This is a genomic window from Micromonospora sp. NPDC050795 (assembly GCF_044456785.1).
In the GTDB taxonomy this organism is placed as follows: domain Bacteria; phylum Actinomycetota; class Actinomycetes; order Mycobacteriales; family Micromonosporaceae; genus Micromonospora.
The window spans coordinates 61,426-85,538 of the sequence record NZ_JBITGE010000019.1 but is presented as its reverse complement, the minus strand read 5'-3'; the positions used below and the strand labels follow the sequence as shown (position 1 = coordinate 85,538).

The following is a 24,113-nucleotide window of genomic DNA, read 5'->3' as shown; positions in this document are numbered from 1 at the left end:
CCGACATGCGTACCGCCTTCATCGACACCGCCACAGCGCTTCTCGACGAGGACCCGCGTACCGCGCTGGTGCTGGCCGACATCTCGGCGAGCCAGTTCGCCCCAGCCGGCCACCGCCACCCGGACCGGGTGCTCAACGTCGGGATCCGGGAGCAACTGATGATCGGTGTGGCCGGCGGGCTCGCCCTGACCGGGCTGCGTCCGATCGCGCACTCGTACGCGACGTTCCTGGTGGACCGGGCGTACGAGCAGATCAAGTTGGATCTGGACCACCAGGGCGTGGGAGCCGTCCTGGTCAGCATCGGCGCGTCGTACGACGGGTCGGCTGAGGGTCGCACCCATCAGTCGCCCGGAGACGTGGCGCTCTTCGACTCCCTCGGTGACGGCTGGACCGTCCGGGTGCCCGGGCACCCGGACGAGGTGGGGCCGCTGCTGCGCAACGCCGCGACCACCGACGATCCGATCTACCTGCGGCTCTGCGAGCAGCGCAATGCCGAGGCGTACCCGGACGCCACCCGGCTACGGGTGCTCCGGCAGGGCCCGACGGATGCGCCCCTCGTGGTGGCGGTCGGACCGATGCTCGACCCCACCCTGGCGGCGACCGAGGGAATGGACCTGACAGTGGCGTACACCCACACACCCCGGCCGCTCGACACGCCCGGGCTGCGGGCGCTCGCCAACACCGACGTGGTGTTGGTCGAGCCGTACCTGGCGGGAACGTCGAGCGCGCTCGTCAGCCGGGCCCTGGCGGACGTGCCGCACCGGCTGCTCGCCCTCGGTGTAGGTCACACCGACCTGCGACGGTACGGCGATCCGGCCGACCACGCCCGGTGGCACGGGCTGGACGCCGACGGCCTGCGGCGGTCGATCAGCGCGTTCCTGGGGTCAGTTGGCGGCTGAGACGGCGGGACGGCGGCGAGCGCGCTCGCGCCCGAGGATCCAGATCGCCTCGACGCCGTCCTTCCAGGTGATCTTCTTGCCCTCTTCCCGGCCGCGTGCCCGGTAGCTGATCGGCACCTCGTACGGCCGGATCCGGCGACGCAGCAGCTTGCCGGTCACCTCGGCCTCCATGCCGAAGCCGCGCGAACGCACCCCGAGCGACCGGTAGAGCGCCACCGGCATCAGCTTGAAGCAGGTCTCCAGGTCGCCGATGTACGAGTTGAACAGCACGTTGGCCGCCATCGTGACGCCCTTGTTGCCCATCACGTACCAGAAGCTGTAGGCGCTGTGGCTGCCGAAGGTGCGATTGCCGTAGACCACAGTGGCCCGGCCGTCGAGCACCGGGTCGAGCAGCTTGGGGATGTCCTGCGGGTCGTACTCCAGGTCGGCGTCGAGGATGACCATGTAGTCACCCTCCGCGCTGTCGACCGCCGTCTTGATGGCGGCACCCTTGCCGGCGTTGCGCTGGTGGGTGATGACCCGAAGGCGCGCGTCGTCGGCGCGACCGAGGACCTCGCCGGTGCCGTCGCGGCTGCCGTCGTCCACGACGACCAACTCGATCTCACACGGATAGTCAACCGCCAATGCCTGCTTGAGGGCATCCGCGATGCGTTCTTCCTCGTTGTAGACCGGCATGAGGATCGAGAGCTTCACGGGGATCTCCACGGTGGCGGCAACACGTCGGCCATAGCCTAACCTGGTTGGTTTGTTTACCGCGTACCGCTACCGCTGGGCAGTCGACGCGGCGGCCTCAGATCAATGGTGTTTACTTCCGCCATGTCGGCTGCCGGCTCCCTGCTCGCGGTGGTTCCTGCCGCCGCGGTGCTTTTGCTCGTCGTCGCGGTGATGCCACGAGAGGCTGGCGCGGTGGCACCGCTGCGGCTCGCCGTGGTGCGCGCCGTCCTGCTCAGCGGGGCGTACGCGGTGCTCGTCGTCGAGGTGCTCGGCGCGTCGCACGCGCTCACCCGAGGCGCGTTCACAGTCGCCTGGCTGCTTCTGCTGGTCGCAGCCGCGGCGGCGACCGGTCTGCGCTGGCGACGGGCGACCCGCCCCGGGCAGCCGAGCGCCGCCGCACCGGTGCCGGTCAGCGCTGCGCCGGCAGTCAGCGCCGCACCACGGCCGATGCCGGTCGGCGCTGTGGTGTCCGGTGGCGGCCCCGACGTGTCCGCCCCGGCCGCCGAGCGCGGTGAGCCCGGCCCCGCGCCGATCCGGGCTGCTCGGGGGTTCGCTGACCTTCGTGCCGCAGCGGTCGAGGCGTGGCGTACGGCCCGGCCGGGTGAGCGGCTCCTCGCCGGCACGGTCGGCGGGCTGGTCCTGGTGGAACTGCTGGTCGCGCTGCTGGCCGAGCCGAACAACTTCGACTCGCAGACGTACCACCTGCCGAAGGTGGAGCACTGGGTGGCCCAGGGCGACCTGGACTTCTGGCCCACCGCCATCCACCGGCAGGTGACCATTCCGCCCGGTGCCGAGTACCTGCTGCTGCACCTGCGTCTGCTCACCGGCGGGGACCACCTGCACAACCTGGTGCAGTGGGCGGCCGGAGTGGTCTGCCTCCTGGTGGCCGCACGGATCACCGCGCAGCTCGGCGGCGGCCGGCGGGCCCAGTTGCTCACCGCGTTCGTGCTGGCGACCACGCCGATGGTCGTGCTCCAGGCGACCAGCACGCAGACCGACCTGGTCTGCGCGGCGTGGGTGGCCTGCGCGGCGACCCTGACGCTGGACGGGCTGAGCCGACGGACCGGCTGGGGCACGCTGCTCGGGCTGGGGGCGGCCACCGGGCTGACCGCGGTGACCAAGACCAGCGGCCTGATCGCGGTCGGCCCGCTGTTGGTGCTCTGGGGCCTGGCCCAGTTGAGGCTGGCCCGGTCCGATCGGTCTGCGCTGGCAGGCCCGACGACGCCCGGCGGGGGTCGGCGGGCCTGGCCGGTCGGCGGGCTGGCCCGCACTGTCGGCGGTTCGGTGCTGATCCTGGTGGTCGCCGCCGTGGTGGTCGGCCCGTTCCTGGCCCGGGTGACCGCCGAGTTCGGGCACCCGCTGGGGCCGCCCCGGCTGCGCGAGTCCATCCCCATGGAGCGGCACGACCCGGCGTCGATAGTGGTCAACGCGCTGCGGATCGGGCACACCGCCTTCGACACGCCGCTGGCACCGCTGCGTCGGGCCGGAGCCGAGGCGATCATCAGCGGCGCCGAGGCGATCGGGGTCGACCCGCAGGACCGCGCGATCACCTTCGGGCGGGAGCTGTTCCCGGAGCCGGCCTGGTATCCGGACGAGGACCGGGTGGCGTTTCCGCTGGCTGGGGCGTTGGCGGTGATCGGTGCGGTGATCGCGCTCGCCCGACCACGGCGGATCACTCCCGAGCGGGCGGGGTCGCTGCGGGCGTACGCCGTGGTGGTGCTGACCGCCGTGCTGCTGCACACCGCAATGATCAAGTGGCAGCCGTGGGGCAATCGGCTGCTGCTCTACGCCGTCGTGCTCGCCACGCCCCTCGCCGGCCTCTGGCTGGACGCCCTCCTGCGCAACCGCGCGGGTGGGCGTCGAACGGTTGCCACCGTGGCGGCCGTCACCGTGCTGGCCACCTCGGCGCTGGCCGGAGTGCTCGCACTGTCGTACGGCTTTCCGCGTCGGCTGGTCGGTTCCGGCTCGGTGTTCACCACCTCGGACTGGGACACCCGGTTCCTGCGCCGCCCCCAGTGGGCCGACGAGTTCCGCTGGGCGGCGACAGCGGTCCAGGACAGTGGTGCGCGACGGATCGGGCTGGTGCAGCAGAACGACAACTGGGAGTACCCGTGGTGGTTGCTGCTGCGGCAGCCCGACGGCGGCTCACCGGACCTGGTGGCGTTGCAGTCGGTGTTGCCGGAACGACCGCCGGCCGATCCGGCCTCGGTCGACGCGATCGTCTGCACCGGCAACAAGGCGGCCTGCGCCAAACTCGTCCCGGCCGGCTGGCGGCTGGAGTACCGCAGCTACGTCGGCTACGCCCTGCCACCGGGCCGCTAGAGCCGCCGTGAGGGGCCGGATAGTCCGATCCGGGCGGTTCTGCATTCCGCGCGCAAGGATCTGAGGCGCATTCACATCTGTTGATTCGCACGTTACCGTCTGGTAACTCAATCGACGTCCCGCGATTGAGCCGAAAGGAGTGCGTCGATGCCTGCAATCCCCGCCAGGCCCGAACGCGCGACCCGACGACGGGCCATCACCGTCGCCGTCGCCGTCGCCGCTCTCGTCCTACCGATGCTCGCCGGACCGGCCACCCCCGCCACCGCCGCCGACCGACCAACCGTCCAACCACTCCCCGCCAACCTCGAAGCCATCCGGGCCGCCGAGGCGACCGCCCTCTACGGCAGCCCGGCGATCCGCCCGATCGAACAACGGCGTACCGCGCTGATCACCATGGGTGACAGCGAGATCTCCGGTGAAGGGGTCGGCAACTACGTCCCCGGCACCCACCAGGACGGCAACTGGTGCGACCGCTCGTACGACCAGGCGGTCTTCCGCACCGGCATCACGTCGGACGCGCAATACAACATCGCCTGCTCCGGTGCCACCCCCTGGAACCTGATCGCCGGCGGCCCGACCCAGCACAACGAGCTGAACCAGGGCGACCACCTGGGCATCAAGGCGCGCAACACGCACGTGAAGCTGATCTGGGTGGTGGTCGGCGCGAACGGTGACGGCACCATCCAGTTCGGTCCGGTCGCCACCGACTGCGCCGTCCGCCGGGTCTTCTTCCAGGGCGCCTGCTACCCCACCTACACCGACCAGTGGACGATCCGCACCGACGGCAGCCGGCAGGCCGTGGAGTCGGCGCTGACCGACATCCGGCAGACCATGACCAACGCCGGCTACCTGCGGTCGGACTACGAACTGGTGCTGATGTCGTACCCGAGCCCCGGCAGCCCCGACGTGGAGGACAACCCCAACTTCCCCGGCTGGTACTCCGGCGGTTGTCTGCTCTACCTGGCCGACGCGGCGTTCGCCCGGAACAAGGCGGTGCCGATGTTCGAGTCGGCGCTGCGCTCGGCCGCGGCGAACACCGGAACCCGCTACCTGGACGCCAGCCGGCTCTTCCACGGGCACGAGGTGTGCACCGACAACACCTCGGTGCGCGGCCTCTTCATCGAGGTCGGCATCTGGAACGAGAACGCCGCCCGACAGTCGTTCCACCCCAACGCCCGCGGGCACGGCATGTTCGCCCAGTGCATCACCCAGTTCTGGAACTCCGGGCAGACGCGGGCGAGCTGCGTCGACCCGGCCAGCACCGGCGGCGGCGTGCTCTACCCGGGCCTGCTGGAGTTCAAGCAACTGCGCAACCTGGCCACCGGCACCTGTGTCGACGGCAAGGGGTACGACTCCCGCAACGGCACGGCGCAGCAGCCGTACTCCTGCCACGGTGGGCGCAACCAGGGCTTCTGGTACGACTCGGCCCGGCGGTCGTTGCACTCGGAGCTGTCCCACGACCGTTGCCTGGACGTCGCCAACAGCTCGATGAAAGCCGGCACCGCGGTCAACATCTACGACTGCAACGGCACCGGAGCGCAGCAGTTCGTCTTCTCCGGCAACCAGATCAGGCCGGCCGCCGCGAGCAACCTCTGCGTGGCGTTCGACAACCCGCTGCTGGGTAGCTCTCGCCTGCGGTTGGCCAACTGCGGAAGCAGCACCCGGCAGCAGTGGTCGTTCGAGGCCCGTACCGCCGCCAACCCGGTCGGCTACGGTCACGACGACTTCATCGGCTCCCGCGTCTACTGACGAGTTCGCGTCTGCTGAGGAGGAGGGCAGGGGCCCTGGCTGACGTCAGGGCCCCTTCGCTCACTTGGCGCGGGGAACGAGGATGAGCCGGGCCACGCCCTTGTCGCCGTCCTTCGCCCCGGCGACGCCCAGAGTCGCGCCGACTTTCACCTCGCTCGGCTGCACCGTGGCCCGCCGCTCGACCACCCGCAGGTCGTCGCCGAAGGTCCAGGTCATGGTGAAGCCGTCGGTGGACTTGACGGTCATCGAGTCGCCGTCGATCGCCGTCACCTCGCCGCGCTGCACGGCGACGGTCTGCGTACCGCCGTCCTTCGTCTTCACCACCGCCTCACCGTGCAGGGTGTTCTTACGCAGCAGCACGCGGGCCTGGCGGCGCTTGCGCCACTCCTCACCGCGCTTCTCCCGGGCCTTCTCCTTCGCGCTGGGGGACGAACCCGGCGTCGGCGTGGCCGGTGCGGCGACGGTCAGGACGTCCAGGTCGTCGGCGTCGAAGCCCATCGCGGCCAGTGCCTGCCCCTCGACTCCCATGGCGGCGGCGACCTCGACGGCGACATCCCGGGCGGGCTGGCTGGCCACCTCGGCCGCGCCGCAGCCGCTGACGCCGAGCGCGACCGCCGCGAGCAGTGCCGTGGTGCCGGTGGCGATACCCCAACGTGGCATGACTCTCCCTCTCTGTCAGTGGACCCTCAGCCTTGCCGGGAACGGCGAGCGGAGCGTCAGGCCGATGTTCGGGTCAGGTAAGGATCACCGGGCAGCCGGACGGTGAAGGCGGCACCGCCCTCCGGCGCGTGCCCCGCGGCGACGTCCCCACCCAACCGGCGGACCAGCCCGGCGGCCAGCGCCAACCCGAGCCCGCTGCCCACCTTGCGCACCCCCCGGTACCGCTCGTGCAGCGCACCGCGTTCGAAGGCCACCGCCAGGTCGTCGTCGGTGAAGCCGGGCCCGCCGTCGCGGACCTCCAACACGCCGCCGTGCGCCGGGTCCGCGCCGGCCGGCCGGACCGCGAGCACCACCGGCGACCCCGGGGGTACGACCCGCAGCGCGTTCTCCAGCAGCCCGTCCAGGACCTGCCGGATCCTCCCCGGATCGGTGTACGCGGGCACCGGCTGACCGGGCGTCTCCACCCGGAACGGCACGCCCACCGCCGCGCACCGACCGGACCAGGTCGGCTCCGCGTCCACTGCCAGTTGGGTCAGGTCCACCGGTACCGGTTCCAGGGGAAAGTCGGCGGCCTCCAGCCGGGCCAGTGCCAACAGGTCGCCGATCAGCCGGTCCAGGTGCTGAGCCTCGGCCAGCATCGTCCGACCGGTGTCCACCGTGTCGTCGGCGCCGAGCACCCCGTCGGCGAGCGCCTCGGCGTACCCCCGGATCGCGGTCAGCGGGGTGCGCAGCTCGTGCGAGACGGAGAGCAGGAACTCCCGCTGTCGGCCCTCGCTGGTGGCCAGCGCGGCAGCCAGACCGTTCAACGCCTCGGCCAGGTCGGCGACCTCGTCCGGCGACTCGACCGGCACCCGGACGGCCCGGTCACCGGCACGCAGCCGGGCGGCGGCGGTGGCCGCGACCCGGATCGGCCGGGCCAGCCGACGGGCCAGCAGCAGCCCGGCCACCACACCGGCGGTCAATCCGGCCAGCAGCGGCAACCAGAGACTGAGCAGCACCCGGGCCCACAGCCCGTTGGCCAGCGGACGGGAGAGCACCACCCCGTTGCCGCCGGGCAGGGCCCGACCCTCGACCAGGGCCCGCTCACCGTTCACGGAGCGGCGGGCCGACACGTTGCGGCCCTGCCCGATCCGCTGCACCACCCGGGGTGGCAGGCCCGCCCGGTCGACCGCCCCACGGCGGATCAGGTACGCGTCGATGCCCTGGTCGCGCAGTTGTTGGATGAGCCGTTCCTCGTCGGCGCTGCGCCCCCGGTCGAGGCGGGTCCGCAGCACCTCGGCGGCGAGTCGGGCCTGGGCGGCGAGCGCCTGCTGCTCGCTGCGCTCCGCGCCCCGGATCGCCAACGGCACCGCGACGATGGCCGTGACCAGCACCGACACCAGCGCCACCGCGCAGGTGACGAGCACCGCGCGGGCGGTCAGCGTACGGCCGGGTCGGCGTCGTCGGGATGCGGTGGGTGGGGCGCCGACCACCGGCAGGGCCATGGTCGGCGACTCGACGCGCCGAGGGTGGTCAGGCATCTACCGCGTACCCGACGCCGCGATGGGTCCGGATCACGCTCGCCGGGCCGAGCTTCGCCCGCACCTGGGCGACGTGCACGTCCACCGTCCGGGTGCCGGCGTGCGCCGCGTAGCCCCAGACTCCGGCCAGCAGCTCCTCCCGGGTGAAGACCCGGCCGGGCCGGGCCATCAGGTGGGCCAGCAGGTCGAACTCGGTGGAGGTGAGCTGCACCGGGGCACCGGCGGCGGTGACCGTGCGGCGGGCCGGGTCGAGGGTCACGGGGCCGACGACACGTGGGCGGTCCGCGCCCTCCGGGCCGCCGGCGGATCGGCGCAGCACCGCGCGGACGCGGGCAACCAGTTCGCGAGGGCTGAACGGCTTGGTGACGTAGTCGTCGGCACCCAGCTCCAGGCCGACGATCCGGTCCACCTCGTCGTCGCGGGCGGTGAGGAAGATGACAGGGGTCCAGTCGCCGGCCTCGCGCAGCCGGCGGCAGACCTCGGTGCCGGGCAGACCCGGCAGCGCGATGTCCAGGACACAGGCCACCGGGCGTATCCGGCGGGCCGCGCTCAGACCGGCCTCGCCGTCACGTTCCAGGTGGACGCCGAACCCGTCCCGGGTCAGGTAGAGCCGGACCAGGTCGGCGATGGCCGGCTCGTCCTCCACGACGAGGACGAGCCCGCGATGCGGTGGTTCGACGGTCACCGGCCCATGATTGCCGACCGCGCAGGCTCGGCGCGATCGGTGTGTGTTCGAGTTCGGTAAAGCCAGGGCGACGCCCGGTCGGGGTCAGCTCACCAGGACGGCGCGAACAGCCCGGGCCGGGCGGCGGCCGGCGCGTCACCGATGCTGGCGACGACCCGCGCGCCGGGCGGCCGCAGGCGGGTCCGGAACGCCTGGTTGAGCAACGCGTCGAGCTGCCAGACCTGCTTCGGATGACTGGTCCGGATCAGGAACCGCTCACGGATCCCGTCGATCGCGGTGGCCGCCATCTCGACCGACTGCAGCCGCGGGTCCGGGCTCCAGGTGACGTTGCTCAGCTCGCGCAACTCGGTGTTGAGGTGCAGGCGCAGGCGGTGCAGGAGGCGGGTCTGCTGGGTCACCACCAGGCGGCGGTGCGTGAGCAGCAACAGGTAGTCGCCGGTGACCGGGCGGTCGGGGCGGCTGCAACGGGTGACCAGGATGGTGGCGTCACCGGAGCCGACGCAGCGCCGGAAGACCGGCATGTGCCGGCTCACCGTCTGCACGGCCAGGCCAGCCTCAGCGGCGGCCGGGAGGAACGTTCGGGAGAAGACGTCCATGACCTGCCCAACGACGTCCCCAGCAGGGTGACGTGGGTCACCCGGAATTTTTGGAAGTTCCACGCCGCCTGTCGCACTGCCTGTCCGACTTCCGACTCGGACGGATCATGGTCAGGAGTTCGGCTGAAGTGGACTGGCGGCGAACAGCTCCTCCAGCCAGCCCGGGACCGCGTCGGCGTACTCGGCGCGGGACTCCTCGGTGGTGTCCAGCGCCCGACGCCAGGACAGCGACCGACTCACCGGACCCAGGCCGATCGCGAGGTCGGCGGCCTCCACGAGGGTCCGCCGGTCGTACCGGTCGGTCCACACCTCCAGGTACGCGTCGCGCAACCGCACCAGCTGGGCGTCGTCGACGGCAAGCTTCCCGGCGTACCCGACGGCGCGCAGGGTCACCAGCAGCGTGCCGAACGGGTGCGCCACCGAGGCGTCGCCCCAGTCGAAGTACCGGTACCCGCGCGCGCCGGCGAAGACGTTGCCGTCGTGCAGGTCGTCGTGTTGCACGGTCGCCGGAATGCCGAGGTCGGCGAGCCGGCGGCACCGCTGCGCGTACGCCGGCAGCTCGGCCCGCAACCGCTCGTGCACCTCCGGACGGAGCCCACCCTCGGCGCCGATCAGCAGCGCATCGTGATCGTCGAGCAGCTCGGCGAAGAGACCGGCGAGCACCTCCGGACGCTGATCCGGCACGCCCAGGGCGACCAGCTCGTCGGCGCGCGACGCGCTCGCCAGTTGCAGCGCCGCGTACCCGGGCAGCGCCCGCTCCCAGTGCGCCAGGTCGGGGTCGCGCGCCAGCACGTCGCGCAACGACTCGCCGCCGTCGGGCAGCAGCGACCAGCCCTGCGCCGGGTCGACCGCGATCGGCGTCAGCACCCGGTCGGGCGTCAACTCGGCGAGCGCCGCGATCAGGACCGCCTCGTGCACGGTGCCCGGGTTGTTGGCCTTGAACCAGACCGGGCCGTCATCGGTGGGCACCCGCCACACCAGCGACCACGGCCGCAGCCTCGGCTCCACCAGCCCGGTCACCTGTCGGCCGGCCCGGCTGAGCTGCGCGTCGACCCAGGACCGGGCCCGCACCTGCCACTGCTCGCTGGACCAGTCGGGGGCACGCTCGCCGGCGATCGTCGTCACGCTGGGCACCCTAGGCCGTCTTACCGACGTTGGGGAGCGCTTTTCCGGCAGGCACGTCGCGGCGTCCGTTCGAAGGCCGATTGCGCACTCTGCGAGATGCGATGGGACAACCCTGAGCGACATCATCGCTGCGCATAGTCACGCGCGAATCGGCCCGGGGAGTAGAGCTATGACGGAAACGCCGACCACAGGCACCCGAGACTTCGCGGGTCCCCTCGTCGCCGAGCGTCCACACCGTAACGGCGTCATCATCGCGGTGAGCGTGGCGGCCGGAGTCCTGCTGGCCGTGCTCTGGTCCTACGAGTTCGTCGACTCGGTCATCGGTGACAGCGTCGCCAGCGGGCTCCTCGGTCACGACGCGAAGGCGACGGCGATCTCCGGCACCGCCGCCGGCCTGGTGTTCGCGTTCGTGTCGGGCCTCGCTGGCACCTTCACCGCATGCAACATCGCGATGCTCGCGTCCATCGGGCCGCTCGGCGCGGCAAGCGGTGGCAACGGCGACCGGCTCCGGCTGCTGTTGCGGCCGGTCGGCTACCTCACCCTGGGCATGGTCGCCGTCGCTGCGGCGTACGGGTTCGTCGGAGTCCTCCTGGGCGACCGGCTCCCCCAGCTGTCCACCGAGACCGCCGGTGGGGTGCCGGTACGCATCATCCAGTCGTCCGTGGTGTTCGGTGTCATCGGACTGGCCCTCATCTACCTCGGGCTGGCCGCGATCGGGACGGTGCGGGACGTGTTCGCCGACCGACCGGTCGCGCGGGTGATCACTCTCGGCGCGCTCATCGGCGGTTTCCTCATCGGCCGGCCGTACCCGCTGTTCAACAAGTTGTTCCACTGGGCGGTCGACAGCGGCAACCCGCTGTACGGTTCGGCCGCCTTCGTCCTGCAGTCCCTCGGCAACATCGTCGTGGTCACCGCGCTGTTCGCGCTGCTGATCATGCTCACCCGCGGCCGGTTCATCAGCTGGCTCGCCGCCGATGTGCGGCGCAGCATGGTGCTCAGCGGCGCCCTGCTCATCGCCCTCGGGGTCTTCACAGTCGTCTACTGGGACGTCCGGGTGCCCTCGATCTTCGGCTTCGGCTGGTTCCCCACCATGTTCTACAACCACTGACGCCGCTCCGGACCTGCCGCCCGCTGCGAAGACGGCACGTTCGAAGATGCTCCGGCACGTCAGGTCCCCGATGCTGTTCGGATGACTGGCGCGGCAGATCCGGACCGGTGGAGTGTGGCCAACACGGCACTGCGAACGGCAACCGACCGGTTCACCGACCTGGTGGCCGCCGCGCCCTCGCCCGTCGTCATGGCGACCGCCGACTGGACCGTTGCCGACACGCTGGCACACGTGGTGTCGATCGCGGTGTTGTACGTATCGAGACTGGAGGGCACCGAGGTCCCCATCCAGGTGCCGGGGCTGGAGGACCTGCTCGCCACCACGAACGTGGACACGGTGGCCGACGTCAATGCCCACGTGCTCGCCCACTTCACCGAACGCGACCCGCAGGTGCTGCTGACGCAGCTGAACACCATGGTCGACCGCCTCCTGGCGACGTCGGCTGACCCGCGATCGACGGTGAGTTGGTTGGGCAACGCGCGGGTGACGGTCGGCGGCCTGTTCGCCCACCTGACCAACGAGCTGCTGGTGCACGGCTGGGACATCGCCCGGGCACTCCGCCGGGCGTGGCCGATGCCGGACGAGCACGCCGCGCTCTACTGGGACCTGTTCATGTTCGACATGCTGCGCGACACGTACGGGGTGCTGCTCAACACCGAACTGCCGACGCCCCGGCACCATGTGTCGGTGCAGTTCCGCTCACGGTACGTACCGACGACGACGCTGACCCTGGGCGACCGCCGGGTGTGGATCGCGGCTCCCGACGCCCCGTTCGACGCGAGCGTGACGTTCCGCCCCGCCCGGTTCAACCTGATGATGTTCGGCCGGATCAGCACCGCGCAGGCGGTGCTGCGGCGCGACGTCGTCATCGGTGGGCCGAGGCCGTGGCGACTACCCGCGTTCCTCCGGGTCGTGCACATGCCGAACGGCCGGCTCGCACCTCCACCAGCATCCCGGCGGAAGTGACCCGCTGTGTGGCGGTGTCCTCAGACCAGCTCGACGATTGTGGCGTTGGCCATGCCGCCGCCCTCGCACATGGTCTGAAGGCCGTAGCGGATGCCGTTGTCCCGCATGTGCTGGAGCATGGTCGTCATGATCCGGGCACCGGAGCCGCCGAGCGGGTGGCCGAGGGCGATCGCCCCGCCACGCGGGTTGAGCCGCTCCGGGTCCGCCTCCGTCTCCGCCAGCCACGCCAGCGGCACCGGGGCGAACGCCTCGTTCACCTCGTACACCCCGATCTCCTCGATGCCCAGCCCCGCGCGGCGCAGCGCCTTCGCGGTGGCCGGGATGGGTGCGGTGAGCATGGTGACCGGGTCGTCGGCAGCGACCACGGCGGTGTGGATCCGGGCCAACGGGCGCAGGCCGTGTCGGCTGGCCCAGTCGGAGGTGGTCACCGCGAGGGCCGCGGCGCCGTCGGAGATCTGGGACGCGGAACCGGCGGTCACCACGCCGTCTGCGCGGAACGGGGTGGCCAGCTCACCCAGCTTCTCCAGGGAGGTCTCCCGGCGGATGCCCTCGTCGGCGGCGAACTTGCCGCCGTCGGCGAGCGGCACCGGGGTCAGCTCCGGGTCGAACGCGCCGGCGTCCTGCGCGGCTGCCGCCTTCTCGTGGCTGGCCAGCGCGAACTCGTCCAGTTGGGTACGCGAGAGACGCCACCGTTGGGCGATCAGCTCGGCCCCGACCCCCTGGTTGAATGGCAGCGGCGCGTCGTCGGCGAAGCCCTCGACGCCCCGGTAACGGGCGCGCAGTTGGTCGCTGAACGGCATGCCGCCGGCCACACTGGAGCCCATCGGCACCCGGGTCATCGACTCGACGCCGCCGGCGACCACCAGGTCGGCCTGACCGGAGAGCACCGTCGCGGCGGCGAAGTGAAGGGCCTGCTGGCTGGAGCCGCACTGCCGGTCGAGCGTCGTGCCGGGGACCGTCTCGGGCCAGCCGGCGGCGAGCACGCCGTTGCGGGCGATGTTCCAGGACTGCTCGCCGACCTGGGACACGCAGCCCCAGAAGACGTCGTCGACCTGGGCCGGGTCGAGCCCGGTGCGCTCGGCGAGGGCGCGCAGCACGTGCGCCGAGAGGTCGACGGGGTGGACGCCGGCGAGGCTGCCCTTGCGCCGTCCGACCGGGGTACGCACCGCGCCGACGATGACCGCGTCACTCATGTTTACTCCCCGGTAACTTGGGCTGCCCCGATCCTACGTCGTCCATCGACCCTCCGGCGTCGATCATGGACTTGTGGTGGGCAGAAGCTCCCGCTTCACACCATATGTGAGGCACCACAACTGCATGATCGACCCGCGCGGGGGCGGCGATTCGCTGGCATGCTGGGCGGGTGACTGAGACCTCCCCGGCCCGGCAGTGGCGAGTGCCCGCGAGCCTGCCGGCGGCGAAACTGGCCGGTGCGGTTCTGCTGATCGCGCTCGGTCTGCTCTTCGCCGACGGCGACCCGGTCCGGCTGGCACTGGCCGTCCTGGCCGCCGCCGCGCTGGCCGGCTGGGCGGTTCGTGACCTGGTCGCGCCGGTCCGGTTGGCGGTGGACCCGGCCGGGCTCCGCGTCATCCACGGCTTCGCCGGCCGGCGGCTGCTGCCCTGGTCGACGGTCGAGGCGATCGCCGTCGACCGGCGGCCCCGCCTCGGGCTGACCAGCGAAACCCTGGAGATCGACGCGGGCAACTCGCTGCATCTGTTCGGCCGGTACGACCTGGGGGCCACCCCGGAAGAGGTGGCCGCCGCACTGCGCGCCGCCCGCCCCGTCAGGTGAGCAGTGCGGCGGTCCGGAAGAGCACCAGCGCGAGCAGGATCAGCAGGATCAGCGCCCCACCGGTGACCTGCACCAGCGTGCGCCGACCACGTGGCGCGTACGCGAGCACCAACGCCATGAGCGCGCCGACCACCAGGCCGCCCAGGTGCCCGGGGATCGAGATGCCCGGCACGGCCAGCGTGAACACCAGGTTGATCACCAGGATCGGGATGATGCGGGAGATGTCCCGACCCAACCTGCGTTCGATGATGATCAGCGCGGCGAAAAGACCGAACACGGCCGTCGACGCGCCGACCGTGGCCGCCCGCGGGCTGCTGAACAGGTAGGCGGCCACGTTGCCGCCGAGGCCCGCGATCAGGTAGAGAGCGGCGAACCGCACCCGCCCGAGGTTGGCCTCCAACGACCGGCCGAGCACCCACAGCGCCCACATGTTGAGCAGCAGGTGAAGTACGCCATAGTGCAGGAACATCGCCGTGACCAGCCGGTACCACTGGCCCTCGGCGATCCCGCCCAGCGTGTAGTCGGAGAGGTAGGCCCGGCCGAGCACCGCACCCCACTCGGTCAGCGGCGTGCTGCCACCCATCAGGCCGCCGAAGCCAGAACCACCGACCGCCGCGTCCCCGCCCCGGGCGGAGGCGATGGAGGCCAGCAGGAACAGCACGTTCACGGCGATCAGCGCCTTGGTGACATAGCCGTGCCGGCCGGCCGTACCGCCGCCGAAGGCGGTACGCGCCGGCCGGACACTGCGACGTCCCTCGTCGACGCACTCCGGGCACTGGTGCCCGACGGACGCCTCCCGCATGCAGTCCGGACAGATCGGCCGGTCGCAGCGGGTGCACCGCACGTAGGTCTCCCGGCCAGGGTGCCGGTAGCAGACCGGGGTGGTCGGTGGAGACTCGCTCACCGGGCCGACCCTCCGTCCGCCACCGCACGGTCCACCGGCACCGGCCGTGCTCCGGAGCGCTCAATCATGCGAGCAAAGGTACCTCGCCGGTCGCTCAGGAAGCGGACCGCTCGATCTCGACCCGCTCGATGACGACGTCCTGGAGCGGACGGTCGCTCGGACCGGTCGGGGTGTTCGCGATCGAATCCACGATCTTCACCGACTGCTCGTCGGCGACCTGGCCGAAGATCGTGTGCCGGTTGTTGAGGTGCGGCGTCGGGGACACCGTGATGAAGAACTGCGAACCGTTGGTGCCCGGTCCGGCGTTCGCCATCGCCAGCAGGTACGGACGGTCGAACCGCAGCTCCGGGTGGAACTCGTCGGCGAACTTGTAGCCCGGGCCGCCCCGGCCGGTGCCGGTCGGGTCGCCCATCTGGACCATGAAACCGCTGATCACCCGGTGCGAGATGGTGCCGTCGTAGTACGGACCACTGCCCGGCTGACCGGTGCGCGGGTCGGTGTACTCACGGTTGCCCTCGGCCAGGTCGACGAAGTTGCGGACGGTCTTCGGCGCGTGGTTGGGGAAGAGCTCCAGCCGGATCGGGCCAGCGTTGGTGTGCAGGGTGGCGTAGACAGCCTCGGCCACGGGTACTCCTCACTCGTTGGTCAGTTCCATGCGGATCCTCCCATGTGCCCGATCTGGCATCGCGGAGGCATCCGAAGGTGGAGGATGACGAAGGAACAACTCCCAGGAGGTAGGACCGTGTTTGGATTCGGGCGGCGTAAGTCCCAGGGGCAGTTGGCGAAGGCCGAACTGAACCAGAGCATCAGCCACCTGATGCTGGCAGCCAACCACGCCGCGAAGGGCGCTGGCGCGACCGTCGGCCCGCGGGTCCAGGTGGCCCGAGGTTACGTCGCACCGACCGCCGCGAAGGTACGCGACCGCGCGTCGACCGGCTGGGGAACGACTCTCACCACGCTGGCACCGCTGGCGGCGGCTGCTCGTGACGGCGCCGCGCAGGCAGGGCCGCTGACCAGGAAGGCCAAGTCGAAGACCATGCGGATCACCGGTAAGAAGAAGCAGCCGCGTCGTCGCGGCTCGATGATGACCGGCCTCTTGGCGGCGGGTGCCATCGCCGGCCTGGCCGGCGCGGTCGCGCTGCGTCGCCGCCGGGAGCAGCAGGAGTGGGCCGAGTACGACCCGACCCGCAGCACCCTGGAGCCCATGCGCGACGAGGTCGATTCGATCGAGGTGCGTACGCCGTCTGCCGCCCGGGGGTCCGACGGTTCCGCCATGTCCGGCGCGGCGGGGATGACCGGCGCGGGCAGCTCGGCGGTGGCCGGCGGCTCCAGCGCCAGCACCACCGCCCCGGCCAAGCAGACCGGTGTCCGTCCGACCGACAAGGTCCCGTCGGTCGCCGAGGGCGCCACCGACGTCTCCGGTCGGCCGACCGACGACCTCACCAAGGCGCTCGGCAAGGACACGGCCCGCACCAACGGCCGCCGCTGAGGTCAACAGCAGCGCACCGGAGCGCCGGCGAGTGGTCACCCACTCGTCGGCGCTTCCGCGTGCGCGGCGCTGTCGCCGGATCAGAGCCAGCCGTTGCGGCGGAACCACCGGTAGAGGGCCAGTGAGACGCCGAGCATGAGGGCGAGAGCCACCGGATAGCCGTACGTCATCTTCAGCTCGGGCATGTTGTCGAAGTTCATGCCCTCGACGCCGGCGATGGAGGTCCAGACCGCAGCGATGGCCGCCCACGCGGCGATCTTGCGCATGTCGTTGTTCTGGTCGACCGTGACCTGGGCCAGCCGCGCCTGGAGGATCGAGTTCAGCAGGTCGTCGTAGGAGTTCACCTGCTCGACGGTGCGGCTCAGGTGGTCCTGCACGTCCCGGAAGTACTTGCGGATCTCCTTCGGCACGTCCCGGTTGACCTGGGAGGTCAGCGTCATCAGCGGCCGTTGCAACGGCACCACCGCCCGCTTGAACTCGACCAGCTCCCGCTTCATCTGGTAGATCCGCTGGATCCGCCCGTGGCCCTGCCGGTCGAAGACCTCCGCCTCCAGCACGTCCAGGTCGTCCTCGATCTGCTCGGCCACCTCCAGATAGAGGTCGACGACCCGGTCGGTCACCCCGTACGCCACCGCCCACGGGCCGTGCAGCAGCAACTCCTGCTTGGTCTCCAGGTCGGCGCGGATCGGGGCGAGCCGGCAGGCGTCGCCGTGCCGGACGCTGATCACGAAGTTCGGGCCGATGAAGAGCATCACCTGCCCGGTCTCCACCACCTCGGAGTTCTCGGTCAGCTCGGTGTGCTCGCAGTAGCGGGCGGTGCGCAGCACCAGGAAGACGACGTCGCCGAACCGCTCCAGCTTGGGGCGCTGCTCGGCCTTGACCGCGTCCTCGACCGCCAGCTCGTGCAGGCCGTAGGTCTCCGCGATGGCGGTCATCTCGGCCAGCTCCGGCTGGTGCAGACCGATCCAGACGAAGCCGTGCTCCTCGCGGCGGGCAGCGGCCAACGCCTCCGCGTAGGTCCATTCGCCGGGCTGCCGCTTGCCGTCGACGTAGAGCGCGCAGTCGACCACGGCGCTGCGGCCGGTGCCAGTGCCCGTCGGGGCCGGCGCGGGCGGCGAGCCGTCGACGTTGAGGATCCGGGTCATCGCCCGGACCGGGGAGGGCCACGCCCGAGGTCGCAGCACCCGACCGGTGGTCGACGGTGCCGTCCGGTCCCGCTCTGTCCGATCCGTCATCGCGTCACCTCCCGCGCTCAGTCAGCGGCTTGCAGGCTACGCCGATCGCGGTCGAGAACCGGTGTGACGGCGGTCGCGTGGGGGCGGCGCCGGGCGGGCCGGGCCGCATCGGGGGTGTGCGGGGGACGACACGGCCCACCCGGCACCTGTGGGGGCGGGAGGTTGTGCTGCCGCGTCGACCCGGCGGGACCGGCCCCGGAGGCCAACGGTGAAGACCGCAGCTCGCGGGGTGACGCTCGCAGCATTGTGGGCCAGCCGGCCGCCCCGAGGGGAGCCCCGGGACGGCCGGCATCGTCGTTCTGTCAGGAACCCGACAGTTGAGTCAGCTGCGGACGGCCTCGACGGCCGAGGCGAGCCGCCGGACGCCCTCGTCGATCCGGTCGGCGGTCACCGCCGAGAAGGCCAGCCGGAGAGCGTGCCGCCCGCCGTCCAGCACGAAGTCACTGCCCTTGACCACGGCGACCCCGCGCTCGGCCGCCGCCGGGGCGAGCCGGTCGACCAGCACGTCCTCCGGGAACTCCACCCAGAGGAAGTAGCCGCCATCGGGCTCCACGAACCGCGCCTGCGGCAGGTGCCGGCGCAACGACTCGGCGAGCACCTGGGCCCGCTCGCCGAGCGCCGCCCGAACCGTCTCGATCGAGCGGTCGATGTCACCGGAGACGCAGAACTGGTGAACGATCGCCTGGGACACCATCCCGGGGGAGATGTAGAGGCTCGTCGCGTTCTTCGCGATGGAGGCGATCAGGTCGGCCGGGCCGACCAGGTAACCGACCCGCACACCCGGGCAGACCGTCTTGGTGAAGCTCGACGCGTGCACCACCACGTTGCGGGTGTCCAGCGAGAGCATCGACGGCAGCGCCTCGCCACGGAAGCGGATGTCCGCGTACGGGTCGTCCTCGAAGATCGTGAACTCGTACTCGGCGGCCAGGTCGAGCAGCTCCCGGCGCTTCTCCTCCGACAGCGTCATGCCGGCCGGGTTCTGGTAGTTCGGGATGACGTGCGCGAGCCGGGGGCGGACCCCGGACTCCAGCAGCTTGCGCAGCTCGGCAGTGTCCAGGCCGTCCGGTTGGACGGCGACGCTGTGCAGCTCACTGCCCATCCGCTGGAGGTTGAGCAGCGTCCGGTCGTACGTCGGGCGCTCCACCACCACCGCGTCGCCTGGGCGGACCAGGTGGTCGAAGAGGAACGCATCGGCCTGAAGCGACCCGTTGGTGACCAGCACCTGGTCGGCCTCGACCCCGTGCTTCTCGGCGATCCACTTTCGCAGCGGTAGGTACCCGACGGAGGTGCCGTACGCCGTCACCCCCGCGGGGTCGGCGTCGAAGGCGCGGACGGCGGCGGCCTTGAGCCCCTCGACATCGACGATGTCCAGGGAGGGAGCCCCACGGGCAAAGGAGATCAACTGCTCGGCGGTCATGGATATTGAGCGTACGGGCGGCGGCGGGGGACGCGCGGTCGGCACGGCGATGTCCGCATCCTGAGCCACCGGGTCGGGTGACGGAACTGGGCCGGTCGGCGGCAGATCAGACCGGAAGGGCGAGCGCGTCGTGCTGCGCACCCCGGGAAAGTCCCTCCAGCTGCACGCCGAGCGCGTCGAGGAGCTGACTCCAGTCGAAGTAGGAGCGCCACGCGGTGATCCGACCCTTGCGGGCCCGGACCACGTCGGCCACCTCCCAGCTCACCAGCCGGCCGGTGGGCGCGACGGTGCCGTACGGCGAATGCAGGGTGCCGGTGTGGGTGCCGGTCAGCCGCAGCTCGACCGCAGCGCCACCGCCGGTGCGGACCGCGCCCATCGGGTCGACGCGCAGATCCGGGAAGGCGCCGGTCCAGGTGCGCAGCAAGGCGGGCAGCTCGATCGGCCGGACCGTCACGCCCGGCATGGCGTAGAACGCCTCCGGGGCGTAGAGATCCGGCAGCCGGGCCACGTCCCGACGCAGGAGCATGGCGTACTGCTGCTCGACCAGCCGCTCCGCGTCGCGCATCGGGACCTCCCCCGCGGGCCACGGCATCTCCGCGCCCGCAAGGGATGTCTACCCATCGATCCGGCCCCGCACACCACCCCCGGTCAGGTGGTGGCGACCGCCTGGCTCTCCGACCAGACCCGCATGATGTCCCGCACGGAGATCACGCCTGCCACCTCCCGGCCGTCCAGCACCACCAGGTGCCGGAATCCGCCCCGGGCCATCGCGGCGGCGGCCTCGGCCACCGTCCACTCCGGCCCCGCGTAGACCACGTCCCAGGTCAGGTGCGCGCCGGTGCGTTCGACGTCGCAGTCCAGACCGGCACCGATGGCCTTCAACACGTCACGTTCGGTCATGATCCCCACGCCCTCGGAATCCGGGTCGATCACGACCGCCGACCCGACACCGCGGGCCGACATCATCCGAGCCGCCTGGCGGAGCGTGTGCTCCGGACCGACGACGAGGACCTGGCTGGACATCGCATCCCGTACCTGCATCACACATCACCCCTTTGGGACGGTGGCATTCGGTACGGACATGGTGGTCGGTGGATGTTTCCGGGACAAGAGCGGCATCGCACAAGCTGCAGACGCTGGCTACTGTCGGATGGTGTCCACCGAGCCCCTGCGCTGCGCCGGCGCGCTGATCGTCGACCATGACGGCCGCATCTTCTTTCAGCGCCGCTCACCACACCGACGCCTGTTTCCCGACTGTTGGGACATCGTCGGCGGCCACGTGGAGCCGGGCGAGGACATCGACGAGGCGCTGCGCCGGGAGATCACCGAGGAGACCGGCTGGGTCCTCTCCCACGTCCTGGGCCAGGTGGGCGAGTACAGCTACGTCGGCGACGACGGCCTGGCCCGGACCGAGTACGACTTCCTGGTCCGCGTCGACGGTGACCTCGACCGCCCGACGCTGGAGGCCGGCAAGCACACCGAGTACCGCTGGCTGGCCGAACACGAGGTGACGGTGCTCGACGAGCACCGCGACGTCAACGACGGGCTGATCCGGCGGATCGCGGAGGAGGGCTTCGCCGTCCTGCGGTCGATCGGTCTGTGAACGCCGTCGAACTGGCACCCCACCGGATCGCCGGGCTGCTCGCACCGGCCGTGGACCGGACCTTCCGCGCCGGCATCCTGGCCGGCCGGGACGGCGGTGGCGCCGAGTTGTCCCAGCGCTACGGCGGAAGCACCGCCACCGGCTTCCTGGTCGACCTGCGCACCCGGCTGGCCGCACCCGGTGGCACCGTCGACGGGCAGGGGTTCGCGGCGATCACCCGCTACCAGGACCCGGTCGCCTGCCGGCGGACCGTGGACAAGCAGGTGGCCCACGGGATGATCTACCGCGGCCCGGACGGGGCCCTGTCCGCCACCGAGCGCGGCGCGGCGTTCCTCGCCGAGCTGTACCAGGTGCACGCCGAGGTCACCGAGGAGTTGTGGGCCGGCCACGACGACCGGGTGGCCCGGCTGGTGTCCCTGCTCGGACGACTGCTGTCGTACGCACTCGTGCTGGCCGACGAGGAGGCGAACCCGGTCGCCTCCTCGGCCTTCACCGCGCTGGCGCCCCCGTACGAGCGGGACGGCACCCCGTCGGGCGTGCTGCTGCTCAACCGGCTCGGCACGCTGCGACACCACCGCGCCGACGCGCACGCCGCCGCCTGGACCGCCGCCGGGCACACCGCGTCGAGCATCGCCGCCCTGCCGGCTGGTCCCGAGCGGCTCGCCATCGAACTGGAGACCGACCGGCGGGCCGCCGCCCCGTACGCCGCGCTCAGCGCGGAGGAGCGCCTGACCATGCTCGCCGACCTGGCGGCCTTGCCCGGCTGACCCGGTTGGCCGGAGCGACGCACCCGGCCGGCGCTATCCTCCACCGGTGACCGGAGCAGGACTAGGGAGGATGTCGCGATGATCGGAATGGTGCTCGCGGCCGGAGCGGGACGACGGCTGCGCCCGTACACCGACACCCTGCCCAAGGCGTTGGTGCCGGTGGACGGCGAGACGACGATCCTGGACATCGCGCTGGGCAACCTCGCCGCGGTCGGGCTCACCGACATCGTGATCGTCGTCGGCTACGCGGCGGACGCGGTCGTCTCCCGGCAGGCGGAGCTGGAGAAGAAGTACGGGGTCACGCTCACCCTTGTGCACAACGACAAGGCCGAGGAGTGGAACAACGCCTACTCGCTCTGGCTGGCCCGGGAGTACTTCGCGCGCGGCGTGCTGCTGGTCAACGGGGACACCGTGCACCCGGTGAGCGTGGAGAAGACCCTGCTCGCCGAGCGTGGCCCGGGCATCCTGCTGGCCGTGGACACCCTCAAGCCGCTGGCCGAGGAGGAGATGAAGACCACCTTCGACGCCGCCGGCCAGCTCACCCGGATCACCAAGATCATGGACCCGGGCGAGGCGTACGGGGAGTACATCGGCGCGACACTGATCGAACCGCAGGTCGCCGACGCCCTCGCCGACGCGCTGGAGGCGACGTGGCGACGGGACCCGAACCTCTACTACGAGGACGGCTACCAGGAGTTCTCCGACCGGGGCGGGGAGGTGCGGGCGGCACCGATCGGTGACGTCCCGTGGGTCGAGGTCGACAACCACGCCGACCTGGCCCGCGCGCGGGAGATAGCGTGCCGCTACTAGCCCGGAGCGTCCTCACCCCGCTGCACATCGACGTGCGACGCGGGGCGGTCGCCGACCTGGGCGCGATCCTGGCCGACGGGCGGATCTCCTCCGGGGGCGACGTCGCGGTGGTGGTCGGCCCGGGTCAGGGCGCCCAGATCGCGGAGCTGATCCGACCGTCACTGCGCTCGGCGGACGTGTTCACCGTGTCCGGCGGGACACTGGACGCCGCCGACGACCTGGGCGGCAAACTCCGCGCCCGGTCCTACGACGCGGTGGTCGGCATCGGTGGCGGCAAGACCATCGACGTGGCCAAGTACGCGGCGACCCGCCGAGGGCTGCCGATGGTGTCGGTGGCGACCAGCCTCGCCAACGACGGGATCGCCTCCCCGGTGGCCAGCCTCATCACCGACGGGATCAAGGGCTCCTACGGCGTACACATCCCGATCGGGGTGATCGTCGACCTGGACTTCGTGGAGAGCGGCCCGGACCGGCACAACCGGGCCGGCATCGGCGACGTGATCAGCAACATCAGCGCGCTGGCCGACTGGGAGCTGTCCCGACAGGTACGCGGTGAACCGGTCGACGGGCTGGCCGCCTCGCTCTCGCGGGCGGGCGCCGAGGCGGTGCTCAACCACCCCGGCGACATGAGCGACGACGCCTTCGTGATCGTCCTCGCCGAGGCGTTGATCTCCAGCGGTCTGGCGATGGCTGTCGACGGCACCAGCCGCCCGTGCAGCGGCGGCTGCCACGAGATCATGCACGCGGTCGACTCGCTCTTTCCGGGAACCGCCTCGCACGGCGAGCTGGCCGGGCTCGGGGCGCTGTTCTGCACCTGGCTGCGCGGAGATCTCCGCCGCTTCGGGGAGATGTCGGCCTGCCTCGCCCGGCACGGCCTGCCCCGACTCCCCGCCGAGGTGGCGCTGACCGACGACCAGTTCATCGAGGCGGTGCAGTTCGCGCCACGTACCCGGCCGGACCGGTACACCATCCTCGAACACCTGGCACTGTCGCCTACCGAGACCCGGGAGCGGCTGGCAGACTACGCCGGTGCAATCCGCGACCAGCTTGGCTGACCCCCGTCCCACCGTCGCCGACTTCCACCGGGTGAACCGGGGGGGCGGCCTGTTCAGCGAGTCGATCAGCCAGTGGCTGGGGGCCGTCTTCGCGCTCGTCGCCCAGCGGCTCGGGCTGCGACCGACAGCGTTGACAATCACCAACCTGGTGCTCGGGCTGGCCACCTCGGTCACCGTCGTGGCGCTCGCCGGCCCGGTCGCCGCCGGGGACGTACCGGCCTGGGTGGTCGGCCTGCTCGCCCTGGTCGGCTGGCAGGTGGCGTATTCCCTGGACTGCGCGGACGGGCAGCTCGCCCGGGTGACCGGCCAGGGCAGCGCGGCCGGCGCGCGCGTCGACGTGCTCTGCGACGTGGCCGCGCAGATCGCCCTGGTGGCGGCCCTGGCCGCCACCGCTGTGGCGCAGGAGCCGGCCACGCCGACCTGGCTCGTGGCGACCTTCGCGGGCACCTGGATGGTCAACCTGGTGACGTCCGTGATGCAGGCCGGCCCGAACGCGGCCAGCATGGTCACCTCGACCTCGCTGCCGGTGCGCCTGGTGAAGCTGGTCCGCGACTACGGCGCGGTGATCTTCGTGGCCGCCGTGGTGCTCGCCGTGGCCCCCGCGCTGGTCCTCTGGGTGATGGTCGCCTTCACCATCGTCAACGGCGGCTTCCTGCTGGCCAGCATCGCCTTCTCCGCCCGAGCCTCCTGGTAAGGA

At 71.6% G+C, this 24,113-nt stretch carries 25 protein-coding genes; 12 read left to right on the top strand and 13 right to left on the bottom strand.

The genetic code is table 11. From position 1 onward, the window contains the following. Positions 1–5 precede the first annotated feature (5 nt). A complete protein-coding gene (locus tag ACIBEF_RS18505; RefSeq protein WP_396794463.1) occupies positions 6–899 on the top strand; it encodes a transketolase family protein in 894 nt (297 codons plus the stop codon). On the opposite strand, the gene ACIBEF_RS18500 is transcribed toward ACIBEF_RS18505, so the two are convergent. After that, a complete protein-coding gene (locus ACIBEF_RS18500; RefSeq protein WP_091397575.1) occupies positions 885–1,592 on the bottom strand; it encodes a glycosyltransferase family 2 protein in 708 nt (235 codons plus the stop codon). The two genes, ACIBEF_RS18505 and ACIBEF_RS18500, sit on opposite strands and share 15 nt — an antisense overlap. A 123-nt stretch (positions 1,593–1,715) precedes the next feature. Here ACIBEF_RS18500 and ACIBEF_RS18495 point away from each other — a divergent pair, with 123 nt between their 5' ends. After that, positions 1,716–3,935, top strand: a complete 2,220-nt coding sequence (locus ACIBEF_RS18495; protein WP_396794462.1) for a glycosyltransferase family 39 protein — start codon at positions 1,716–1,718, stop codon at positions 3,933–3,935. Positions 3,936–4,082: 147 nt separating this feature from the next. Further along, a complete protein-coding gene (locus ACIBEF_RS18490; RefSeq protein ID WP_396794460.1) occupies positions 4,083–5,684 on the top strand; it encodes a ricin-type beta-trefoil lectin domain protein in 1,602 nt (533 codons plus the stop codon). Positions 5,685–5,744: 60 nt separating this feature from the next. Here ACIBEF_RS18490 and ACIBEF_RS18485 read toward each other — a convergent pair whose 3' ends face one another. The 5 genes from ACIBEF_RS18485 to ACIBEF_RS18465 form a co-directional block, all read right to left on the bottom strand. Next, the gene (locus ACIBEF_RS18485; protein WP_357223337.1) at positions 5,745–6,344 is read right to left on the bottom strand and encodes a hypothetical protein; all 600 of its coding nucleotides are present in this window, start codon (positions 6,342–6,344) and stop codon (positions 5,745–5,747) included. Between the two features lie 56 nt (positions 6,345–6,400). Further along, complete coding sequence (locus ACIBEF_RS18480) at positions 6,401–7,864, bottom strand: sensor histidine kinase (protein WP_396794459.1); 1,464 nt, start codon at positions 7,862–7,864, stop codon at positions 6,401–6,403. Next, positions 7,857–8,549, bottom strand: a complete 693-nt coding sequence (locus ACIBEF_RS18475; protein ID WP_396794458.1) for a response regulator transcription factor — start codon at positions 8,547–8,549, stop codon at positions 7,857–7,859. The genes ACIBEF_RS18480 and ACIBEF_RS18475 overlap by 8 nt, the downstream gene beginning before the upstream one ends. 89 nt (positions 8,550–8,638) lie before the next feature. Continuing rightward, on the bottom strand, positions 8,639–9,145 hold the full coding sequence (locus ACIBEF_RS18470) for a hypothetical protein (RefSeq protein WP_357193713.1): 507 nt from the start codon (positions 9,143–9,145) through the stop codon (positions 8,639–8,641). Positions 9,146–9,256: 111 nt separating this feature from the next. After that, positions 9,257–10,270 carry an aminoglycoside phosphotransferase family protein gene (locus ACIBEF_RS18465; RefSeq protein ID WP_396794457.1) on the bottom strand — a complete coding sequence of 338 codons (1,014 nt, stop codon included), beginning with the start codon at positions 10,268–10,270 and terminating at the stop codon, positions 9,257–9,259. 169 nt (positions 10,271–10,439) lie between these two features. Between ACIBEF_RS18465 and ACIBEF_RS18460 the strand changes: the two genes are divergently transcribed. Beyond that, complete coding sequence (locus ACIBEF_RS18460; RefSeq protein WP_396794456.1) at positions 10,440–11,378, top strand: hypothetical protein; 939 nt, start codon at positions 10,440–10,442, stop codon at positions 11,376–11,378. 81 nt (positions 11,379–11,459) lie between these two features. After that, a complete protein-coding gene (locus ACIBEF_RS18455; protein WP_396794455.1) occupies positions 11,460–12,344 on the top strand; it encodes a maleylpyruvate isomerase N-terminal domain-containing protein in 885 nt (294 codons plus the stop codon). A gap of 20 nt (positions 12,345–12,364) precedes the next feature. Here ACIBEF_RS18455 and ACIBEF_RS18450 read toward each other — a convergent pair whose 3' ends face one another. Continuing rightward, positions 12,365–13,537, bottom strand: coding sequence for an acetyl-CoA C-acyltransferase (locus tag ACIBEF_RS18450; protein ID WP_357223351.1), 1,173 nt, complete (start codon positions 13,535–13,537; stop codon positions 12,365–12,367). A gap of 170 nt (positions 13,538–13,707) precedes the next feature. Between ACIBEF_RS18450 and ACIBEF_RS18445 the strand changes: the two genes are divergently transcribed. Next, on the top strand, positions 13,708–14,136 hold the full coding sequence (locus tag ACIBEF_RS18445; RefSeq protein ID WP_396794454.1) for a PH domain-containing protein: 429 nt from the start codon (positions 13,708–13,710) through the stop codon (positions 14,134–14,136). On the opposite strand, the gene ACIBEF_RS18440 is transcribed toward ACIBEF_RS18445, so the two are convergent. Together ACIBEF_RS18440 and ACIBEF_RS18435 are read right to left on the bottom strand one after the other, a co-directional pair. Then, on the bottom strand, positions 14,129–15,040 hold the full coding sequence (locus ACIBEF_RS18440) for a rhomboid family intramembrane serine protease (RefSeq protein WP_396794453.1): 912 nt from the start codon (positions 15,038–15,040) through the stop codon (positions 14,129–14,131). The two genes, ACIBEF_RS18445 and ACIBEF_RS18440, sit on opposite strands and share 8 nt — an antisense overlap. Positions 15,041–15,134: 94 nt before the next feature. Then, positions 15,135–15,665: a peptidylprolyl isomerase gene (locus ACIBEF_RS18435; protein WP_357223359.1), complete on the bottom strand. Its 531-nt coding sequence runs from the start codon at positions 15,663–15,665 to the stop codon at positions 15,135–15,137. A gap of 84 nt (positions 15,666–15,749) precedes the next feature. Between ACIBEF_RS18435 and ACIBEF_RS18430 the strand changes: the two genes are divergently transcribed. Continuing rightward, on the top strand, positions 15,750–16,529 hold the full coding sequence (locus ACIBEF_RS18430) for a hypothetical protein (RefSeq protein WP_112583840.1): 780 nt from the start codon (positions 15,750–15,752) through the stop codon (positions 16,527–16,529). Between the two features lie 80 nt (positions 16,530–16,609). On the opposite strand, the gene corA is transcribed toward ACIBEF_RS18430, so the two are convergent. The 4 genes from corA to ACIBEF_RS18410 all read right to left on the bottom strand — a co-directional run bounded on the left by corA (position 16,610) and on the right by ACIBEF_RS18410 (position 20,222). After that, positions 16,610–17,764: a magnesium/cobalt transporter CorA gene (corA, locus tag ACIBEF_RS18425; RefSeq protein ID WP_396794452.1), complete on the bottom strand. Its 1,155-nt coding sequence runs from the start codon at positions 17,762–17,764 to the stop codon at positions 16,610–16,612. Positions 17,765–18,086: 322 nt separating this feature from the next. Further along, on the bottom strand, positions 18,087–19,181 hold the full coding sequence (locus tag ACIBEF_RS18420; protein WP_396794451.1) for a PLP-dependent aminotransferase family protein: 1,095 nt from the start codon (positions 19,179–19,181) through the stop codon (positions 18,087–18,089). A gap of 106 nt (positions 19,182–19,287) precedes the next feature. Continuing rightward, positions 19,288–19,746 carry an ester cyclase gene (locus ACIBEF_RS18415; RefSeq protein WP_357223364.1) on the bottom strand — a complete coding sequence of 153 codons (459 nt, stop codon included), beginning with the start codon at positions 19,744–19,746 and terminating at the stop codon, positions 19,288–19,290. Between the two features lie 83 nt (positions 19,747–19,829). Then, positions 19,830–20,222, bottom strand: coding sequence for a cyclic nucleotide-binding/CBS domain-containing protein (locus ACIBEF_RS18410; protein WP_030487774.1), 393 nt, complete (start codon positions 20,220–20,222; stop codon positions 19,830–19,832). Positions 20,223–20,331: 109 nt separating this feature from the next. Between ACIBEF_RS18410 and ACIBEF_RS18405 the strand changes: the two genes are divergently transcribed. The 5 genes from ACIBEF_RS18405 to ACIBEF_RS18385 all read left to right on the top strand — a co-directional run bounded on the left by ACIBEF_RS18405 (position 20,332) and on the right by ACIBEF_RS18385 (position 24,110). Beyond that, the gene (locus ACIBEF_RS18405) at positions 20,332–20,784 is read left to right on the top strand and encodes an NUDIX hydrolase (RefSeq protein ID WP_396794450.1); all 453 of its coding nucleotides are present in this window, start codon (positions 20,332–20,334) and stop codon (positions 20,782–20,784) included. Beyond that, a complete protein-coding gene (locus tag ACIBEF_RS18400) occupies positions 20,781–21,551 on the top strand; it encodes a hypothetical protein (RefSeq protein WP_396794449.1) in 771 nt (256 codons plus the stop codon). The genes ACIBEF_RS18405 and ACIBEF_RS18400 overlap by 4 nt, the downstream gene beginning before the upstream one ends. Positions 21,552–21,629: 78 nt before the next feature. After that, entirely contained in the window at positions 21,630–22,361 is a 732-nt protein-coding gene (locus tag ACIBEF_RS18395; protein ID WP_396794448.1) for a sugar phosphate nucleotidyltransferase, read from the top strand. Continuing rightward, the gene (locus tag ACIBEF_RS18390; protein WP_179781433.1) at positions 22,349–23,416 is read left to right on the top strand and encodes an iron-containing alcohol dehydrogenase family protein; all 1,068 of its coding nucleotides are present in this window, start codon (positions 22,349–22,351) and stop codon (positions 23,414–23,416) included. The genes ACIBEF_RS18395 and ACIBEF_RS18390 overlap by 13 nt, the downstream gene beginning before the upstream one ends. Beyond that, positions 23,391–24,110: a CDP-alcohol phosphatidyltransferase family protein gene (locus tag ACIBEF_RS18385; RefSeq protein WP_396794447.1), complete on the top strand. Its 720-nt coding sequence runs from the start codon at positions 23,391–23,393 to the stop codon at positions 24,108–24,110. Before ACIBEF_RS18390 ends, ACIBEF_RS18385 begins: the two co-directional genes overlap by 26 nt. Positions 24,111–24,113: the final 3 nt, after the last annotated feature.